General features: G+C 39.6%; 22 protein-coding genes. 8 read left to right on the top strand and 14 right to left on the bottom strand.

Translation table 11 applies throughout. The features are described from left to right. The first annotated feature begins 62 nt into the window (after positions 1–62). Together KTI78_RS02935 and KTI78_RS02940 are read left to right on the top strand one after the other, a co-directional pair. On the top strand, positions 63–839 hold the full coding sequence (locus tag KTI78_RS02935) for a DODA-type extradiol aromatic ring-opening family dioxygenase (protein ID WP_016141873.1): 777 nt from the start codon (positions 63–65) through the stop codon (positions 837–839). Between the two features lie 167 nt (positions 840–1,006). Further along, the gene (locus KTI78_RS02940) at positions 1,007–2,116 is read left to right on the top strand and encodes an META and DUF4377 domain-containing protein (protein ID WP_262445153.1); all 1,110 of its coding nucleotides are present in this window, start codon (positions 1,007–1,009) and stop codon (positions 2,114–2,116) included. A 56-nt stretch (positions 2,117–2,172) separates the two neighbouring features. Here the strand turns inward: KTI78_RS02940 and gdhA are convergent, their stop codons facing one another. Then, a complete protein-coding gene (gene gdhA, locus KTI78_RS02945; protein ID WP_262445154.1) occupies positions 2,173–3,576 on the bottom strand; it encodes an NADP-specific glutamate dehydrogenase in 1,404 nt (467 codons plus the stop codon). A gap of 272 nt (positions 3,577–3,848) precedes the next feature. Here gdhA and KTI78_RS02950 point away from each other — a divergent pair, with 272 nt between their 5' ends. Together KTI78_RS02950 and nth are read left to right on the top strand one after the other, a co-directional pair. Continuing rightward, positions 3,849–4,640: an RnfABCDGE type electron transport complex subunit B gene (locus KTI78_RS02950; RefSeq protein ID WP_262445155.1), complete on the top strand. Its 792-nt coding sequence runs from the start codon at positions 3,849–3,851 to the stop codon at positions 4,638–4,640. Further along, positions 4,641–5,330: an endonuclease III gene (gene nth, locus KTI78_RS02955; protein ID WP_016141877.1), complete on the top strand. Its 690-nt coding sequence runs from the start codon at positions 4,641–4,643 to the stop codon at positions 5,328–5,330. A 36-nt stretch (positions 5,331–5,366) separates the two neighbouring features. On the opposite strand, the gene KTI78_RS02960 is transcribed toward nth, so the two are convergent. From KTI78_RS02960 to KTI78_RS02975, 4 genes are all read right to left on the bottom strand, one after another. Next, on the bottom strand, positions 5,367–5,504 hold the full coding sequence (locus KTI78_RS02960) for a hypothetical protein (protein ID WP_410374413.1): 138 nt from the start codon (positions 5,502–5,504) through the stop codon (positions 5,367–5,369). Between the two features lie 71 nt (positions 5,505–5,575). Further along, entirely contained in the window at positions 5,576–6,229 is a 654-nt protein-coding gene (gene adk / locus KTI78_RS02965) for an adenylate kinase (protein WP_002117671.1), read from the bottom strand. 86 nt (positions 6,230–6,315) lie between these two features. Continuing rightward, positions 6,316–7,629 carry a hypothetical protein gene (locus KTI78_RS02970; protein WP_016141879.1) on the bottom strand — a complete coding sequence of 438 codons (1,314 nt, stop codon included), beginning with the start codon at positions 7,627–7,629 and terminating at the stop codon, positions 6,316–6,318. A 61-nt stretch (positions 7,630–7,690) separates the two neighbouring features. Next, positions 7,691–8,209, bottom strand: a complete 519-nt coding sequence (locus KTI78_RS02975) for a hypothetical protein (protein ID WP_262445157.1) — start codon at positions 8,207–8,209, stop codon at positions 7,691–7,693. A 236-nt stretch (positions 8,210–8,445) separates the two neighbouring features. Between KTI78_RS02975 and mrdA the strand changes: the two genes are divergently transcribed. Beyond that, on the top strand, positions 8,446–10,461 hold the full coding sequence (gene mrdA, locus KTI78_RS02980) for a penicillin-binding protein 2 (protein WP_262445158.1): 2,016 nt from the start codon (positions 8,446–8,448) through the stop codon (positions 10,459–10,461). Next, positions 10,461–11,012 (top strand): 16S rRNA (guanine(966)-N(2))-methyltransferase RsmD, encoded by a 552-nt coding sequence (gene rsmD / locus KTI78_RS02985; RefSeq protein WP_262445159.1) that lies wholly within the window; start codon positions 10,461–10,463, stop codon positions 11,010–11,012. The genes mrdA and rsmD overlap by 1 nt, the downstream gene beginning before the upstream one ends. 42 nt (positions 11,013–11,054) lie before the next feature. Here rsmD and KTI78_RS02990 read toward each other — a convergent pair whose 3' ends face one another. The 8 genes from KTI78_RS02990 to KTI78_RS03025 all read right to left on the bottom strand — a co-directional run bounded on the left by KTI78_RS02990 (position 11,055) and on the right by KTI78_RS03025 (position 16,821). Beyond that, positions 11,055–11,624 carry a HupE/UreJ family protein gene (locus KTI78_RS02990; protein WP_262445160.1) on the bottom strand — a complete coding sequence of 190 codons (570 nt, stop codon included), beginning with the start codon at positions 11,622–11,624 and terminating at the stop codon, positions 11,055–11,057. Between the two features lie 9 nt (positions 11,625–11,633). Further along, positions 11,634–12,248 carry an urease accessory protein UreG gene (ureG, locus tag KTI78_RS02995; protein ID WP_002117800.1) on the bottom strand — a complete coding sequence of 205 codons (615 nt, stop codon included), beginning with the start codon at positions 12,246–12,248 and terminating at the stop codon, positions 11,634–11,636. A gap of 24 nt (positions 12,249–12,272) precedes the next feature. Further along, positions 12,273–12,938: an urease accessory protein UreF gene (locus KTI78_RS03000; protein WP_262445161.1), complete on the bottom strand. Its 666-nt coding sequence runs from the start codon at positions 12,936–12,938 to the stop codon at positions 12,273–12,275. After that, positions 12,925–13,407, bottom strand: a complete 483-nt coding sequence (gene ureE / locus KTI78_RS03005) for an urease accessory protein UreE (protein ID WP_262445162.1) — start codon at positions 13,405–13,407, stop codon at positions 12,925–12,927. The genes KTI78_RS03000 and ureE overlap by 14 nt, the downstream gene beginning before the upstream one ends. A 76-nt stretch (positions 13,408–13,483) precedes the next feature. Next, on the bottom strand, positions 13,484–15,184 hold the full coding sequence (gene ureC / locus KTI78_RS03010) for an urease subunit alpha (RefSeq protein ID WP_262445163.1): 1,701 nt from the start codon (positions 15,182–15,184) through the stop codon (positions 13,484–13,486). Between the two features lie 37 nt (positions 15,185–15,221). Next, entirely contained in the window at positions 15,222–15,530 is a 309-nt protein-coding gene (locus KTI78_RS03015) for an urease subunit beta (RefSeq protein WP_262445164.1), read from the bottom strand. Positions 15,531–15,542: 12 nt separating this feature from the next. Then, positions 15,543–15,845 carry an urease subunit gamma gene (ureA, locus tag KTI78_RS03020; RefSeq protein WP_002117495.1) on the bottom strand — a complete coding sequence of 101 codons (303 nt, stop codon included), beginning with the start codon at positions 15,843–15,845 and terminating at the stop codon, positions 15,543–15,545. A gap of 100 nt (positions 15,846–15,945) precedes the next feature. Continuing rightward, a complete protein-coding gene (locus tag KTI78_RS03025) occupies positions 15,946–16,821 on the bottom strand; it encodes an urease accessory protein UreD (RefSeq protein WP_262445165.1) in 876 nt (291 codons plus the stop codon). A gap of 201 nt (positions 16,822–17,022) precedes the next feature. Here KTI78_RS03025 and KTI78_RS03030 point away from each other — a divergent pair, with 201 nt between their 5' ends. Then, on the top strand, positions 17,023–17,346 hold the full coding sequence (locus KTI78_RS03030; protein WP_005070594.1) for a hypothetical protein: 324 nt from the start codon (positions 17,023–17,025) through the stop codon (positions 17,344–17,346). A 187-nt stretch (positions 17,347–17,533) separates the two neighbouring features. Beyond that, complete coding sequence (locus KTI78_RS03035) at positions 17,534–18,001, top strand: copper resistance protein NlpE (protein ID WP_224993141.1); 468 nt, start codon at positions 17,534–17,536, stop codon at positions 17,999–18,001. Positions 18,002–18,056: 55 nt separating this feature from the next. Here KTI78_RS03035 and KTI78_RS03040 read toward each other — a convergent pair whose 3' ends face one another. After that, positions 18,057–19,661, bottom strand: a complete 1,605-nt coding sequence (locus KTI78_RS03040; RefSeq protein WP_016141891.1) for an isocitrate lyase — start codon at positions 19,659–19,661, stop codon at positions 18,057–18,059. Positions 19,662–19,936 lie beyond the last annotated feature (275 nt).

Consider the following 19,936-nt stretch of genomic DNA (forward strand, 5'->3'; position numbering starts at 1 on the left):
TTAACATGTCCTGATTTTGGCATAATAACTATTATTCTGCTTTTCAAATCAGGTGTAATGAAATGGAACTACAAACGCTTCCCGGATTGTTTATTTCCCATGGCTCGCCCATGCTTGCACTTGATCCGGAACAGGTGGGACCTGCTCTACACCGTTTAGGTATAAATTTGCCTATACCAAAAGCAATTATCGTGATGTCTGCTCACTGGGAAAGTAAAGCACTTGAAGTGAGCATTTCAACTCGTCCTGAAACGTGGCATGACTTCCGCGGATTTCCTAAAGAGTTATATGAAATTCGCTATAGTGCACCTGGCCAACCAGAACTTGCAGAAGAAATCTTAAAATTATTGGCAGATGCACACTTTGTTGCACATGCCAATAGTACACGTCCTCGTGATCATGGCGTATGGATGCCTCTATTACATATGTATCCTGATGCAGACATTCCCGTGGTTGAAATTTCTTTGCCATCAAATTTAAGTTCGCAAGAAATTTATCGTATAGGACAAACACTAGCCCCTTTACGTGATAAACAAATTTTACTCATTGGTTCGGGAAGTATTACTCATAATCTTGCAGAGTTATCTTGGCAAGGAGACCACTCTAAAGTTCCTGAATGGGCATCGACGTTTAGAAATACAGTAGTTAATAAACTTTCACATCAAGATTATGATGGCGTATTGGAGTGGCAATCACTGCCGTATGTAAAACGCAATCACCCTAGCCTTGAACATTTTGCACCTTTGTTCTTTGCTATGGGTACAGGCAATCGTTTTACGATTGTTCATAGTAGCTTCACAATGGGTTCATTAGGAATGGACATTTATCGTTTTGATTAATTATTAGCAAATACCCCGTTTTCGGGGTATACCATTATTTTTGTTGAAAATTCGAATAATTTACAAACTTATACATTTTAAAAACCGAAACAATCAAATGTTTACATTTTCTTTTTTTAAGAATGTTTTAAGCTTATTACTGTTGTTTTTTTACTTGAAGTTTTTAAATGAAAATTAAATATTTAATTCTTGCGTTGTTACCTTTTTCTTTGATGGCGTGTCAAACAGTTACTAATACTCCTGCTCCAATTGTATCTGAGCAACAACAAAACCTTGCAAGCACTTTAGGTGAATATGCATGGACTTATCAAAATGTAAAAGCTTCTAAGCCACTTATTCTTAACTTTAGTGCAGATGGTAAATTAGCAATCAATACAGGTTGTAATGGCCAAGGCGGTACTTGGAAAGTTGAAGGTAACCAACTTGTTACTTCGAATCTTGTTTCAACGATGATGGCTTGCCAAGATGATTTAATGAAACAAGAGCAACTTTCTACTAGCCTCTTTAATGAAGCGAAATTACCAATCGAAATTAGCAACAATAATGGTCAGGTGATTTTAAGCGTGACAGATAAAACTGGACAAAAGCACATTTTCCAAGGTCAAAAAGCAGTAAATACTCAAGCTTTAACAGACTACTCTTGGTCATATCAGCCTGAAAATACTAAAAAACCAATCGTTCTTAACTTTACAAATGACCGTTTATCTATCGCAACGGGTTGTAACCGCCAAGGAACAACTTGGAAAGTTGAAAACAACACCATCGTAACAGCTGACGTAATGTCGACGATGATGGCGTGTGAACCTGCTTTAATGAAACAGGAACAATTTTCTAGCAGCCTATTCCAAAAACGTGCAATTCCGTTTGAACTCAATACAACAAATGCTGATCAACCAACATTGACAGTATCTGATGCTCAAGGCCAAAAATATACCTTTACTGGTAAAATGACACCTGAAGCAAAATATCAATCTGAAGGAAAAACAGTTTTCCTTGAAGTAGCTCCACAAACTAAATCTTGTACGGGTGTTGCACCACAAACTTGTATGCAAGTTCGTGAAGTCAAATATGATGACAAAGGCGTTAAAACTTACGCTGACAAAAACTGGTCATTATATTATGGTCAAATCGAAGGTTTTGAACATAAACCAGATCAACGCGTAATTTTGCGTGTAAAACGTTTTGATGTAAAAAATCCAGCAGCAGATCAATCTAGTCAAGCAGATGTATTAGATATGGTTGTAGAGCAAGAGTTAGTTAAGAAACCTAAAAAATAAGTTTTTAAACTAAAAAAATCCGATGCTTTTGCATCGGATTTTTTTATTTCTATATTTTAATAGATGCCTTGTGCAAGCATCGCATCAGCAACTTTTACAAAGCCAGCAATATTGGCACCGTCTACATAATTCACAGTACCGTCTTCTTTGGTACCATATCTTACACAGTTAGCATGAATATTTTTCATAATTGCATGTAGACGCTCATCGACTTCAGCATGTGTCCAGCTTAAACGAATTGCATTCTGAGACATTTCTAAACCAGATGTTGCTACACCACCCGCATTTGAAGCTTTTCCTGGTGCATACAAAATTTTAGCTTCGATAAAGTGTTCAACTGCTTCAAGTGTAGATGGCATATTAGCCCCTTCAGCTACACAAACTACACCATTTGCAATAAGCGTTTTAGCATCTTCACCTGTTAATTCATTTTGTGTAGCACATGGTAAAGCAATATCAACAGGAATATGCCAAGGTGTTTTTCCTTCAAAATATTCAAAACCATGCTTAGAAGCAAACTCGGAAATACGTCCACGTTTAATATTTTTCAGTTCCATGACTTCGGCAAGTAACTCATCTGTAAAACCATTTTTTACATAAACTGTGCCGTTTGAGTCCGACAAGGTAACCACTTTTGCCCCTAAGAACATGGCTTTCTCTGCTGCATATTGAGCAACGTTACCAGAACCTGAAACAGAAACAGTTTTACCGGCAAAAGATTGTCCACGTGCTTTTAGCATTTCTTCTGCAAAATAAACCGTACCATAGCCTGTAGCTTCTGGACGCATTAAGCTACCACCAAATGAAATACCCTTACCAGTAAAAACACAAGCGGTGTCGTTACTCAGCTTTTTCATCATGCCCGCCATATAACCGACTTCACGCGCACCCACGCCAATGTCACCCGCAGGGATATCCGTATTTGATCCTAAATGACGATAAAGCTCGATCATGAGTGCCTGACAGAATCGCATAATTTCAGCGTCAGATTTGCCTTTAGGATCGAAATCTGAACCACCTTTACCACCGCCCATTGGTAAGGTAGTAAGTGAATTTTTAAAAGTCTGCTCAAAACCTAAAAATTTTAAAATAGATAGGTTGACCGATGGATGGAAACGCATACCACCTTTGAATGGACCAATTGCTGAATTGTATTGAACGCGGAAAGCACGGTTAACTTGAGTCTGGCCTTGATCATCCATCCACGAAACGCGAAATTGAATCACACGTTCTGGCTCAACCAAACGTTCTAGCAATCCCTGCTCTGCATATTCTGGATTTTTTTCAATAAATGGCCACAAACTTGTCATCACTTCTTCGACAGCTTGCAAGAACTCAGGTTGATGCGGATCACGCGCTTGCACGTAATTCAGGAATTCATTCAGATTGTTGTATTTCAATGCACGGTCCTCAGCATAGTAATGAATTAAATTGGTGCAATACATTTTTAAATGCATCATTTAGCAGCAAAATATTAAATCCCTTTCCATCAATTTTAACAATACTTATTTTAAATTATTTTATTTACCTTAATTATCAAAAAGTTATTTTTAGAAAAACTACTTAAAAATAAGAAATATTAATTTATCTTTTCATTTTTATTGATCTATTATTGTGCAATATTGGCTACATTTTAGGTCAATCAAAAAGCCAATAAATTCGTTAAAATCCATTGACCTTACTTAGGTTTTTCTTCATTATCGCATCGTTTTAACCAAGCTATTTGCCCACTATGAATTCATCTATTTCTCTCATACGCGAGATTGATGCGTTATTGCCACAGACTCAGTGTGGTTTATGTGGACATCGTGATGGATGTCTACCCTACGCAAAGTCGATTGCTGAAGGTGAAGAAGCAAATAAATGTGTTCCAGGTGGCCAACCTGTAGCCGATGCACTCGCAAATCTATTAAATCGCCCTGTGTTAACCGCTGAAACTAGCGTATGGCCTATACAAGCCGATGGCCGCCCACAGCGAATGAAAGCAATTATTCGTGAGGATGAATGTATTGGTTGCACCAAGTGTATTAGTGCTTGCCCTGTAGATGCTATTATTGGAAGTGGTAAGCTCATGCATACCATTTTGACGGATTTATGTACGGGTTGTGAGTTATGCATTCCACCTTGTCCAGTCGATTGTATTGATCTGGTCGAAGACACCCAAGCATTACCAAATGAACAACAGCGTCTTGCTGAACAAAATGACTTAAGACAACGTTATTACGCACACATTCAACGAGAAGAAAAGCGTCGTACTCACCGTAAAGGGCCGGTAGTACGTGCTGAAATTGATACCCAATTATTTGCTCAGTTTTCTCAGGCACTTGATGAAGTACCATCAATTGAACTCATCGAGAAACCCAAAGAAGTTGTATCGACTGATGCGAAAACTACAATTGAGTTAGCGAAAATTCGTACACAAATTAAGAAACTGGAAAAACAGCTCAGTGTTCGTGAAGATGCTAAAAAGCGTCTTCATCTTGAAGAACTACAACAGCAACTCATGCAATTACAGGAGGTCTGAATGGCCGTCAAGAATATGACGAAAAAGCAGATTCAAATTTTCTTTGAACGTCTTCGCGAACAACGACCTTCACCTCAAACAGAATTAAAATATTCCTCTCCATTTGAGCTACTTATTGCAGTTATGTTGTCAGCTCAAGCGACCGACGTAAGTGTTAATAAAGCAACAGATAAGCTCTACCCTGTGGCGAATACCGCCGAAAAAATCTATAACTTAGGCGTAGATGGGTTAAAAGAATATATCAAGACAATTGGCCTCTATAACGCAAAAGCCGAAAATGTCATTAAGACCTGTAAGATTTTAATGGAGCAGTTTAACGGCGAAGTGCCAAGCAACAGAAAAGACTTAGAAGCTTTACCGGGTGTGGGGCGTAAAACAGCCAACGTGGTTTTAAATACAGCATTCGGACAACCGACTATGGCTGTCGATACCCATATTTTCCGTGTGGGGAATCGAACTGGTTTAGCAATAGGTAAAAATGTTCTTGAGGTTGAGCACCGTTTAGTAAAGGTCATTCCTAAAGAATTTATTATAGATGCACACCACTGGCTGATATTACATGGCCGTTACTGTTGTATTGCCCGTAAACCTAAATGTGCGGAATGTGTAGTTGCAGATGTCTGTAACTGGCCTGATCGCTTTGAATTTGGCGCACAAAAGCAAATTGCCATTAAAAATATTGAAGCTTAAAAATATGGTTGGGTATAGGGACATACCCAATCAAACTTACTTTAGACGCTTTTTCTCATTAAGCTCTTCTTTCGCTTGTTTTTGTACCTGTCTTAGCATTTTGTAGCTTTGAAAAGCCAAAAATATTAATAGTGCTAGACTCAGCAATACCACCAAAATCAATATGACTTTCATATTGTTCTCCTGCACTTAAGGAAAGAAAAGAGCCCTCACAAAGAGGGCTCATTATCACAAACAATATTAAATTATTTGTCTAAGATGTTGAACAAATCTTTTTGTACATCTTCAATTGTACGCAAACCATCAAGCTTGTCATAAGTTGGCGCATTTTCACCAGAAGCAGCACGGCCTTGATAGAAACCAACCAATTGCTCTGTTTCAGTGTGATAAGACGCTAAACGCTTACGGATTGTTTCTTCTTGGTCATCTGGACGTTGAACAAGGTCTTCACCAGTTTCATCATCTTTACCTTCCACTTTAGGTGGATTGTATACAGTGTGATAAACACGACCAGAAGCTGGATGCTGACGACGACCAGAAAGACGTTTTACGATTTCTTCATCAGGAACATCAATTTCAATCACGTGATCGATGCTAATCCCTTCTTTTTCCAGAGCTTCAGCTTGTGGAATAGTACGTGGGAAACCATCGAAAATGCAGCCATTTGCACAGTCAGGTTGAGCAATACGTTCTTTTACTAAACCGATAATAAGTTCATCTGAAACCAAACCACCAGATTCCATTACACTTTTAGCTTTTAGACCTAATTCAGTACCTTCACGAATCGCAGCACGGAGCATATCACCGGTTGAAATTTGTGGGACATTGTAGCGCTTACAGATCAACTGAGCCTGAGTCCCTTTGCCTGCTCCAGGTGGTCCGAGTAAAATAATGCGCATAAAAAACATCCTCATTTAAAACAATGAATATGAAGTCCGGCAGAAAAAGTCTCGTTAATCTTCAATAGATCCTGCCTGACATCGAATTATAAGAAAGCCACAAACAAATGTATTGTACCAGCAATAAATCCGGTTACCCCACCTAGTACAATAAGAATCCATTCATCCTCCTGAAATGCAGGACGCAATAAATTCTGAAATTCTTTTGGTGTCAGTTCGCGAATACGCTCTTTAAACATTTGAAAAATCTTCTGTGCCCGGCTTGCGTTCAATGCTGGGTCACATACGGGTCCCATCGTAATTTCAATTGAACGATCAATCAAGTCCGTCTTTAATCTTGCGTACTCTCTTGGCCCTAAAGAAAGCTGTAAAGAGGTGCGAACTAATGGTGTTTCCATGATTTCGTTAATATGACGCTTGACAATACGACGGGTTTTATCTTTACGCGGCCCATACATCATTTCGGTCATAATTGATTTTAACGTAATTAGATCTTCTGTAACCACACTAGAAAACACATCTGAGACTTCCTCTTGACGCTTCATAAAAGCACCTTGGACATTATAGGTCCCAATTCGAAGAACTGGTACAATCCATGGAAACTTACGATCTTTTGTTAATCTAAAAATCTGTGGGTAACGAATATAATGCGGTTCAATTGGGTTAAATACCATCCAGATTGCGATCCAGTTGGTTAAAAAGCCCCAAATTGCAGCCCAAAACGGTACTGTCCAGTGCCATGGTACGACAAACCAAACCACCATTTGGAAAATACCAAAAAACATTCCAATGAGTGCACTAATATGCCAAATAAAGTTAATTTCTTTTTGACCAACCTTTAAGAACATACGTACCATTAAACGGCGATCACCTTCCATCTGGCTCACCACCATTTCACGCATGTTAACCAGTGACTCAACATTCATGGTCAGCTCAGTCACTAATTCTTTTAACACACCCGGCAATTGCTTATGTGCTTGAGCATAAATACGGCGTTTAATAGAATAGGGCAAGTTTTCCCAAAGTACAGCATTACGGTCGATCATGACTTCATCAATGAGATGTTCAAGTTCAAAACCAACTTGTTCACCAATAATGCGTGCCATATCTTCAGGATCCATTGCTTCTAAAAATTCACGCAATGAACCTAATTTAGATAAAGTGTTATCGGTAATAATACCTGAGATACGTCCTGCTTTACGTGGCACGATACCTTGCCAACCTACTGGCAATGGTCCTAAATGGAATCCCCAAAACTTAATTGGGTAAAATACCATTTTTAAAGCCATCCACACATGTGCCCATGTGACAAAAGCCGTTACGGGAATAATACTCAAAACGGCCCAAAAATCAGGTCTGTGTAAAAAGATCTGCCACAATCCACTGACGTACTCTAACATGTAAGACTCTCGTATTTATTTGTGCTCTGCTTATGGCGAGTTAACGATAAACTGCTTTGTTTTATAAACCAAAACTTAGAGAATAAGAAAATTGAATTTGTGGTTTAGTATCTGCAGCAACATTTCCGTTCTGGTCAGTTAATTTTTCAGCCGCACCGATACCTACACTAAAAGTGCTAATTCTTTCCGAATTTAACCACACATAGGCCAAATCAACACCCGCACCTAAACGGGATTTAAAATCACCATCGACTTCTTTACTATCAAGATGCCCAGCATAGAAACCGATATAGTAACCATTTTTGTCTGTGCCAGTAAGATAATAAGGATATCTAAAACCAACTTGTCCACCGGCAGTTTTGTCACCATTCAAAAATGCACCGGCTTTTGCATAAGCAATCCCATACGGGTTTACCCATTCACCATTAAGATGTAATAATTTTTGAGTAACTCCGGCACCCACATTCCAAGTAGATGCTTTATGATCTGCTAATTTTGCTTCTGGAAGAAACGAGTAATCTTGAGCATGGGCCCAATTACTTATCGTCAAAACTGCAAGTAAGGGATAAATTTTTCTCATTATTTTCTCCATTTTCCCTAATCGTATGGTGAGAACAACCCTATTCTATTGAATGAGAGACTTTAACAGAATTATTTTGCTTCTTATATACAAGTATCTAGAATTTTGTTGTCTGCAAAGTCAAAAAGTATCTTATTAAAATGCAATGAAACTTTGAAAATTATGCAATATTTTAAACGCTCTTGCGTTAGAATAAGCAGCTATTTTTCTTACCCTATCTCATTAAGTCGATCCTTATGAAGCAGCACTTTCCTTTAAAAGATATCCAGCAAGAAAAGCGCATTTATCGAGGTCGTATCTTTTTTGCCGTAGGGATTGTGACCATCTGCTTATTAGTCTTAATTAGTCGATACGCTTATCTGCAAATTTTCCACTACGATGAATTCTCAACTGCATCCGACAAAAACCGAATTCGCTTGCAGCCACTTCCACCTGCTCGTGGTTATATCTATGACAGAAATGGTGTCTTACTAGCAGATAACTACCCTGTTTTTACAGCGACTTTAAGTAAAACAGACGTAGAAGATGTTGATAGTGTGGTTGAACAACTACAACCTATTTTGGATTTAACACAAGAAGATATTGACCGTTTTAAAAGTCGTATAAAAACTGCCCGTAAAACTGAACGTGTGGCAATTAAACTTAATTTGACTGAAGCAAATATTGCCAAATTTAGTGAAGCTAAATATAAATTTCCGGGTGTAAGAATTGAGACACAAATGACCCGTTATTATCCACATGGTGAATTATTTGCTCATGTGATTGGTTATGTCGGGCGTATCAACGATAAAGAATTAAAAAGTATTGATAAAGACTTATATGCTGGAACCAACCTGATTGGAAAGATTGGTGTTGAAAGAAGCTATGAAGATTTACTGCACGGTACACCGGGTTATGAATCTGTTGAGGCAGATGCCCATAGCAATGTATTACGCCATTTAGGCCGTAAAGACCCTACCCGCGGTAATGACCTCTATTTATCTTTAGATTACGGTTTACAAGTTGTCGCATCTCAACAGCTTGCAGGTCGTCGTGGGGCTATTGTCGCCATCGACCCTCGTACTGGCGAAATTCTAGCATTAGTATCTAGTCCAAGCTTCAACCCTAATTTGTTTGTGACAGGAATTAGCCATACTGACTATAGTTCACTGCGTGATAATTTAGATCAACCACTTTATAACCGCGCTGTACAGGGTGTATATCCGCCCGGTTCTACCATTAAGCCAATGGAAGCTATGGGTGGTTTACATTACGGCATAGTGGACTGGTCAACGGCAATTTCTGACCCCGGTTATTTCCACCTACCAGGTGATTCACATAAATTCCGTGACTGGAAAAAATCTGGTCATGGCATCGTGAACATGCATAAAGCCATTATTATGTCATGTGATACCTATTTCTATATTCTTGCCCATCAAATGGGTATTGATCAAATGAACCAATGGATGCGTCAATTCGGGTTTGGCCAAAAAACAGGTGTCGATTTACCAAGTGAAAGTGAAGGTCTTTATCCAAATCCTGAATGGAAAATGCGTACGCGTAAAGCGAAATGGATGAAGGGTGAAACTATTTCAGTCAGTATTGGGCAAGGTGCTTTTACAGCCACTCCGATACAACTTGCCATGGCAACTGCGATTACGGCAAACCATGGTTCCCACGTTACGCCTCATGTTTTACGCGCAACTCATGGTGCAAAACCATTTACCGTACGTAATGCACCTGACGGCAAAATTAACTTTAACGGAACCGACGAAGATTGGATTCAAATGCGCGATGCCATGATTGATGTAATTCAGTCAGGTACTGGTAGAGGTATTCGCACTCCTCTATATCAAATTGCAGGAAAAACAGGAACAGCACAGGTTAAGAGTATTGCGCAAGGTAAACGCTATAACGAAGCAGCCTTGAGCGAACGTCAGCTTGATCATGGTTTATTCGTTGGATTTGCCCCTGCCGATAAACCTGAAATCGCGATTGCCGTGATTTGGGAGAACGGCCGTCATGGTGGTTCTGCTGCACAACTTGCACGACCTGTATTTGATTACTGGCTATTAACGCGTAAGAAAAATCCGATTCGCCCAGCAAATCACCAAGTCAATGGTGGACTAATGACAGCAGGAATTAAACCTGGTGAACTGCCAAGCGGTGGGGAAAGTTCTAGTCCAGCACCAGTGACTTCAAACAAGCCTGCAGCAGCATCAACACCACAAACGACTCCTGCTCGTCCTGCTACCAATGAGGTCGATGAATAATGAAAAATCAATTACGCATTATTGGAGGCGAATGGAAAAGACGAGTACTTCCCTTCGCTAGCATTGATGGTTTACGTCCAACTCCGGATAGAGTACGTGAAACTCTGTTTAACTGGCTCATGTGGGACATTCAAAATGCTCAGGTTCTCGATATCTGCACAGGCTCTGGGGCATTAGGTTTTGAGGCATTGTCACGCGGGGCTGCTTCGGTTTATATGATTGAACCCGATAAGACGCAGGCAAAATTTTTAAAAGATAATGTTGAACTCTTAAAAGCCCAAAACTGTCATTTGATTAATGCAACTGCTCAACAAGCTTTACCGCGTTTAAAAGAACAATTTGATGTGGTTTTTTTAGATCCACCTTATAGCCTTGATTTATGGCAAGAGCTATCTAACTTGGCCGAGCCACATATTAAAAAAAATGGATATATTTATGTTGAAGCTGACCGTGATTTGTCTCAACTTCAACTTCCTGCAACTTGGCAACAAGTCAAAACAACCAAAGCTGGTACAGTTCACTCTGGGCTTTATCAAAAAATCGCCAAATAAAAAAAGGTAGCCTATTGCTACCTTTTACTTCCAAAGTTATGACTAACTTAATCCAATAACAGCAACAATCGCAGCGCAAGCACCTACAATTTTTTTGCCATATGGCACATATCGTGTAACCGCAGCACCCAATGCTAATCCACCACAATAAATTAAAGCCATCGCTGCAACCATACCTGTTACTAATGCCACAACATGGCCTGCATGCGCTAATTCAACGCCATGTGCCATACCATGAAAACTTGCAAGTAATGCCGCCGCGATAGGTAAAATCCGATTTGATTTTGTCCATAGTGCAATTGCTGTAACGACTAAAGAAGCAACGATTCCATATTCAGCAACATTCGCAGGTACTAAACCTTGAGCACCCACCAAGAAGCCTATAATTAGAGTGACACTCAAAGTAATGACACCCGCAATTTTCCATTGCTTAGCTGCTGACCAGAGTAAAACACCAAAAGCTAAGGCCATCACTAAATGATCTAAACCAGTAAATGGATGAATAAAACCTGCTACAAAACCCGAATGTTCATGGTCATGTCCCGGGTGTGCCATTACAAGTGTAGGTAACAATGCAAGGAGCCCTATGCCCCATTTTTTAATGAAGTTCATAATCTCTCCTTAAGCTTTAAACAGCCCTTGTTTCTCGATAAATTGAATGATTTCTTCAAGCCCATCTTGCGTTTTCATATTTGAAAATAAGAATGGTTTTTCTCCGCGCATGCGTTTCGCATCTTGATCCATAACATCAAGATTTGCACCTACCATTGGCGCAAGGTCCGTTTTATTAATAATGAGTAAATCTGACTTGGTAATGCCGGGCCCGCCTTTACGAGGGATTTTTTCTCCGCCTGCCACATCAATTACATATAAAGTTAAATCAGAAAGCTCTGGACTAAAGGTAGCTGCTAAATTATCGCCACCACTTTCAATAATAATGAGCTCTAAGCCTTCAAACTTTTCACACAAATCATCAATTGCAGCCAAGTTAATTGAAGCATCTTCACGAATTGCTGTATGAGGACAACCACCAGTTTCTACACCCACAATACGATCTGGCGACATCGCTTCGTTACGGGTTAAAAAGTTTGAATCTTCTTTGGTGTAAATATCATTTGTCACCACAGCCATGTTGTATTTATTACGCAAGGCTAAACATAAATTAAGAGTAAGCGCAGTTTTGCCCGAACCTACTGGTCCGCCAATTCCGACTCGTAATGGACTACGTTCTGTCATGATTTTTATCCTTTTTTCCTAAACTTAAGATCTGAATAACCGTGAATATTGTGTTTCATGTTTCATGCTCAGCATTGCATAACGAGGTAAAGCACTACTCAATTGTTCATCTTTGAGTTTCAAAGCGTTCTCCACAGCCTGTGGTACAAGCCCATGCAAATGCCATAAAATTCTTTGTCCAGCCATTTGTCCTAAAGGAACAGTTTTTACCGCAGCCAGAACCTGATTTTCTAAAACGGTAAAGGTATAAGCTGTGAGCACGTCAACATCGTTAAGCCCAAGTCGACCACAGAGCTGTGCATAAACAGGCACAAAACCAAACTGCTTTTTAACCTCAACAGGTTTTTGTAAAACATCTCTAATCCACGCATTCAAAGAAAATGCCAGCTGTTGAGACTCTGCCAAAAGCTCTTTAGTTTCACGACTTGCCTTATATAAATTTGCCCAAACCAGAAACTCATCTGAATCATCATGATATTGCATGAGACGTTTCAGTACTGGCAGCTCAAAGCGTACTAACAGCATCTCCAGCACTTCTTCAAAATAAGCAATTGCCGAGGTTTCATCGTGTATTAAGCCAATATCAATGGCTGTTTCTACACCTTGTGAGTAACAATATGCTCCGACTGGCAATGCCGTAGAAGACAGTGTCAGTAATTGAAGTAATTGCGCCGCGTTATGAATGGACATGGTGCAAAGCTTTGATTGGGCTTAAGCGTTGGTCATGACTATGCTGTGCATAGGCACCACTTTCAGGTTCAAACGGATGATCAGTTTCTGAGACTGTAAGCCCCAGCCCCTCTACCATTTCTGCAAGCACATGGTCAGGTTCAAAATATAAAGCAGTAGGTGTCAGCATTAATGGCACGTGTCTATTACCTAAGTGATAAGCCGCTTTAAGCAAATCAAAATCGCTTGCTGCACTGACTTGCATCAGACGTTCAGGCTTAGCATCTACACGTAGCACATCTCCCTGTTGTGTTGCAATGTAGGATCCACTACGCAAAATTCCGGTACGTGGTAAATCAGCACCAATATCTACACCACTCGCTAAAGTCGCCCGAAAGCGGGATTTTTGGCGGGTATCAAAAGTCAGTTCAACCGTTTCAAATGTTTGATCAGGAGAAATATCATCAAGGCGTTGTGTATAGATTTTCATTTAGCTATTCTCTCCTTATTTATTTCATTCATATCTACAAATACAGCAATGAGGCAAATCACCTCTATAAAAATCATCAAAACAAGAAATAGCGCTGTGCCATGGGTAATACTTCAGCAGGTTCACATATTAATAACTCACCATCAGCTCGCACCTCGTAAGTCTCAGGGTGAACCTGCATGACAGGACAATATGTGTTGTGTTTCATATCAGCTTTGCTAATAGCACGGGTGTTTTTACAAGGACTAATTAACTTTTTCAGGTTTAATTTTTCAGCAACATTTTCATCAATCGCTGCTTGAGATAAAAAGGTAATACAAGTGTTGTGCACACCACGTGGATAGGCACCAAACATTGGGCGGTAATGTACAGGTTGAGGTGTCGGAATTGAAGCATTAATGTCACCCATCGGTGCCGCTGCAATCATGCCTCCTTTAATAATCATGGAGGGTTTCACGCCAAAAAAGGCAGGCTTCCATAACACTAAATCAGCAAGCTTCCCTACTTCAATTGAACCAATTTCATGACTTAAACCATGCGTAATTGCTGGGTTAATCGTATATTTAGCAATATAACGTTTAACGCGATTGTTATCATGAAACTCGTTATCACCTTCTAAAGGACCACGTTGAATTTTCATTTTGTGGGCAGTTTGCCAAGTCCGTAAAATCACTTCCCCTACTCGACCCATAGCCTGAGAGTCAGAGGACATCATGGCAATCGCGCCTAAGTCTTGCAAAATGTCTTCGGCAGCAATGGTTTCACGGCGAATACGACTTTCTGCAAAAGCAATATCTTCAGCAATTGCTGGGTCTAAATGATGGCAAACCATGAGCATATCTAAATGCTCATCAATGGTATTAATCGTATAAGGTCGCGTTGGATTGGTCGAAGATGGCAATACATTACTTTGCCCAATCGCTTTTAAAATATCAGGTGCATGCCCACCGCCCGCACCTTCGGTATGATACGTATGAATCGTACGATTTTTAAATGCAGCTAGAGTTTCTTCTAAAAAACCGCTTTCATTTAACGTATCTGTATGAATAGCAACTTGCACATCAAACTCGTCTGCCACACTCAAGCAGTTATCAATAGCGGCTGGTGTTGAACCCCAGTCTTCATGCAGTTTTAACCCGATTACCCCAGACTTAATCTGTTCACGAATTGGATCTGGCAAACTCAAATTACCTTTACCTAACAGACCAATATTCATAGGCAAATCATCAATGGCCTGCAACATGGTCGCAATATGCCAAGGTCCCGGAGTCACTGTAGTTGCAGAGGTTCCTGCGGCAGGTCCTGTACCACCACCAACCATAGTAGTGGTACCTGACATTAGCGCAGTTTCAACTTGTTGAGGGCAAATCCAATGAATATGGGTATCAATACCGCCTGCTGTTAAAATCTGCCCTTCACCCGCAATCACTTCTGTTGCAGCACCCAAAGGAATCGTAATGTCCGGTTGAATATCAGGGTTCCCGGCTTTGCCTATTTTCCAGATTCGACCATTTTTTAAGCCTACATCAGCTTTTACAATGCCCCACCAATCGACAATGAGAGCATTTGTAATAACCGTGTCTGCTACCTCATCTGCCAGAAGTTGAGACTGTCCCATACCATCACGAATGACTTTTCCACCGCCAAATTTAACTTCTTCACCATATGTCGTTAAGTCTTGCTCAACCTCGATAAAGAGCTCGGTATCTGCCAATCGAACACGATCACCAACCGTTGGACCAAACATCTCAGCATATGCACGACGTGACATTTTCATAACTTATTACTCATCTCTTTCATTATCGTTGTTATGTTTAATCCAACTTACCCATGACACGGCCTGCAAAGCCATACACTTCCCGTTTACCAGCCAAACTGACAAGTTCTACTTCACGACTTTGTCCCGGTTCAAAACGAATTGCAGTACCAGCAGCAATATTTAATCGATAGCCTTTCGCCATTTCACGTTCAAACTGCAATGCATCGTTTGCCTCATAGAAATGAAAATGTGAACCTACTTGAATAGGTCGATCACCAATATTGGCAACAATAACTTTTAAAGTTTGTCGTCCAACATTCAGTTCAATATCCGCATCGGGAGTAATGATTTCACCAGGGATCATAAGTGCTCCTTTTTATACGATTGGCTGATGAACAGTAACTAACTTAGAACCATCCGGAAAAGTCGCTTCAACCTGAACCTCTGCAATCATTTCCGGTACTCCATCCATCACATCTTCACGCTTTAATAAAGTTGTGCCGTAATGCATTAAATCACTGACCGTCATGCCGTCCCGCGCGCCTTCAAGCAATGCAGCAGAAATAAAGGCAATCGCTTCTGGATAATTTAGCTTTAAACCACGAGCCTTACGCCGCTCGGCAACTAATCCTGCGGTAAAAATAAGTAATTTATCTTTTTCTGTTGGATTGAGTTCCATATCTCTTTCTCAAATTGCATCTATATTCATTAAGCAAAATGCATGCTCAAAAGCAGCATACGTGTTTTAATTGTTTTTTAAATACGCAATTTAACGTAATTTAAGTTTTCCATATTCTTGGGAATTCTTCATCTAAATCAAACCAATATCGGCGCAATTTAGCTCGAATCGCTGCAAAAGCATCATGACAACGTCGAACATCATTTCCTAAGAATCGAGCACAGACCACATCATCCAATAAGGTTAATGTAACAGGTGCTTCCATACGCATCATTAATTCCCGAATGAGTTCCAACTGTTGTTCCAAATAAAACAAGGAACGATATTTTTCGGGAGCAACTGCCCACAAACTTCCCATAACTGCTTGATTATTCATACCTAAACATGATTTAAGCCAGCGGTCTTGTCCTTCAAAATGTAGAGTATCTGCAACAAGTAATTTATTTTCACGCCACAATTTAAACTGGTTGTGATAGCTCCCCTGAACAAATTGCTCAGCACGTGCCTGCCGCCCAAGTACCAACATATCCCATCCAATAAAACTTGCGGCATCATCAAGATGAATATTAGTTTCCGAATATGCAAAAGCGCCATCAAACAACATCGTTTCTTGCGGAACCCACTCTAAAATAGATTGGTCTTTTACATTAAGATGAATATGCTGAAACGCTTGTTTTCCATTAGTTTTGTACCATTTCCCCGCTCCTGGAGTAGTCACTACTGCATGGGCTTGTTCTTTGGTTTCAATCTGAAAAGTAAGATGATCTCCACCAGCAATTCCCGCTGGAGGATGCACAATAATGGCATGGCAAACACCTGTTTTTTCAGGCCAGAGCATTTTTTGCACCCGAACAGGGCCATAATGCTTTCTATGATTCATTATGGTGCGTGAATTTTCAAAACAAAATCCGAGCTCTAATTGCGCATACCAAAATGGTGCTAAAGAGTTTTTTGAAAACGTTTGTACCTGATTCATTCTGGTTCATATGTTCAAAATAAGTGCTTAAACTTATAAGCAAAATACGCACCAAATATAAAAATAAGCCCAATGATAAAATTAGATACAATTTTTCGATTTTAATAAGTTAAAAAACCATCAATGTCTAACATAAAACCACATCAATTCATGGAATTATTTATACAATAGCGCCCACCGTTGCTTCCATACTTGCTCTCCATGAAACTTTTTTTCGTGTTAACGCCACTTGTCTTTTTAACTGGGTGTATTTTTGGCCAATCTAGTGAGGTCAAACGTGCAGAGAAAATACTTCATAATTTTGAATGTAAAAATGTTGAGACAAGCCAGATTGCAACAAGTTCTATTAATTCTTATTACCAACAATCTTTAGCGGTAAGCAAAGAAAAAGCGACTTCATATGTAGAGAGCTACAAGAATGGTGAAGAACTATTCGACATGCCACTAGATGAAGTTTTAAAGCAACAATATCAACTTTATAAATCAGCTTGTGATTCTTTGGGTGGAGTTTCTTCTCAACCTTAATATATAGGGGTATCCATTAACTTTTTTCGTGGATACCTTGTTTTTCTTTTTAACCATTACCCCCGATCAAAAATTACTCACTTTACCTTTTATTATAATTAAATTACATACTTAAACTTTTATTTAGCTCTTATATTTCATAGCCTGTTTACTTGTTTTTTATTTATTTTCCGAGGTTTAGATCATCATGAAAAAAACATTATTATCAGTAGCACTCTTAAGTATCCTCCTTGCCGCTTGTAGCAAAAATGAAAATAAAGCCGACACGACTCAAGCATCTGCTCCTGCACAAACGACCGAAGCAAATAACAATGCTGTAGATAGCGCGCACACAGCGGAAAACTCACTCGATTGGGACGGTACATATAAAGGTACTCTCCCATGTGCAGACTGTGAAGGTATTAAAACTGAATTAGAACTTAAAGATGATAAAACCTATGAGCTGACTGAAACTTATATTGGTAAAGGTGATACCAACCCATTTGAAACCCATGGTACCTTTACTTTCGACAAAGATAATACGTCAGTCATTACCTTAGATGATAAAGGCCAAAACCGTAAATTCTTTATTGGTGAAAACACTGCAACTGCTTTAGATATGGAAGGTAAAAAAGTTGAAGGCTCTTTAGCTGAACACTATGTTTTGAAAAAATAATTTTTAATAATTAAAAAACCCGCTCATTTGAGCGGGTTTTTTGATGAATCAATTCTTAGTGAGCAGCGAATTGGTTCATTGTGTTTTTAGCATCGTCATGCGCTTTAAGAGCGTTGTCACCAGAGAAGATTTCTTTGTGATCATCACCGATGTCAGAACCCGCCATTGCTTGGTGTTTAACACAAGCGATGCCACCGCGGATTTCTTTACGTTGTACGCCAGCAACATAAGCCAACATACCTTCAGAACCGAAGTAACCTTGTGCAAGTTCATGAGTAGAAAGAGCCGCAGTATGGTAAGTCGGAAGTGTGATCAAGTGATGGAACACACCTGCTTCGCGAGAAGCATCTGCTTGGAAAGTACGGATCTTGTCATCAGCATCAGCAGCTAATTCAGTGTTGTCATATTCAGCACTCATTAATTTAGCGCGGTCATATGCAGAAACGTCTTTACCTTCAGCAACCCAACGGTCGTAAGCTTGTTGACGGAAGTTTAAAGTCCAGTTGAATGATGGGCTGTTGTTATAAACAAGCTTAGCATTTGGAACAACTTCTTTAACACGATTAACCATGTGTGCGATTTCTTCTACGTTTGGAGTCGCGGTTTCGATCCAAAGAAGGTCAGCACCATTTTGAAGGCTAGATACACAGTCAAGTACAACACGGTCAATTTGAGTGTCAGCACGGAACTGATATAAACCAGAAGGTAAACGCTTAGGACGGTGTAATTTACCATCACGCTTGATTAAGATTTCGTCTTCTTGAGCATCAGCGATGTCAATTTCTTGAGTATCTAAATAGCTGATGTATTGAGAAGCAATGTCACCTGGCTCTTTAACCACTGGGATTTTTTGAGTCAAGTCAGCGCCTTCAGAGTCAGTACGTGCAACGATGATACCGTCATCAACACCCATTTCTAAGAATGCATAACGTAATGCATGGATCTTAGCGATGAAGTCTTCGTGTGGAACAGTTACTTTACCAGCTTGGTGACCACATTGTTTAGCATCAGATACTTGGTTTTCGATTTGAAGCGCACAAGCACCAGCTTCGATCATTTTCTTAGCAAGTAAGTAAGTTGCTTCTTCGTTACCGAAACCAGCATCGATGTCCGCAATAATTGGCACAACGTGAGTTTCAAAGTTGTCAATTTGAGCTGTGATTTCAGCTGCTTTAGCAGTATCACCAGCTTCTTGTGCTTTTTTAAGTGCACGGAATAAATCGTTTAATTCTTTTGCGTCAGCTTGACGTAAGAAAGTATAGATTTCTTCGATCAATGCAGGAACAGAAGTTTTTTCGTGCATAGATTGGTCAGGAAGTGGACCAAACTCAGAACGAAGAGCAGCAACCATCCAACCAGAAAGGTAGATATAACGTTTGCTTGTAGTACCGAAATATTTTTTGTTCGCAATCATTTTTTGTTGTGCGATGAAACCATGCCAGCAACCTAATGATTGAGTGTATTTGCTTGAGTCAGCATCGTATTCAGCCATATCACGACGCATAATCGCAGCTGTATACTTAGCAATATCTAAACCAGTTTTGAAACGGTTTTGAAGTTGCATACGAGCAGCATCTTCTGGGCTAATGTCTGCCCAAGTGTTGCCGAATTTTGCTTTTAATTGACGTACTGCATCAATCGCTGTTTGATATGTAGTCATGATATTGTCCTGTATTCATTTTAGGATTTCATCGATCGAAGCCTAGAGTCACGTTACTTAAATTTCTTATGACACCAGCTGCTTCATCATGAGCACAGCTTAGACTTAGCCAATCAATTAATCCAATATCCTTTGTTAATCTTCAGTATTTATTTAAAAAATATACCAATAAATCGATATTATAGATAAAACCAAAAAACTTAACACTCTGTTTATAAAAATAAAATTATCCTAAAGGAGTATAGAGTTTTATTCTAAAAACTTAGTAAGTCTTA

The organism is Acinetobacter sp. WU_MDCI_Abxe161, assembly GCF_025514355.1.
Taxonomy (GTDB): Bacteria; Pseudomonadota; Gammaproteobacteria; order Pseudomonadales; family Moraxellaceae; genus Acinetobacter; species Acinetobacter pittii_E.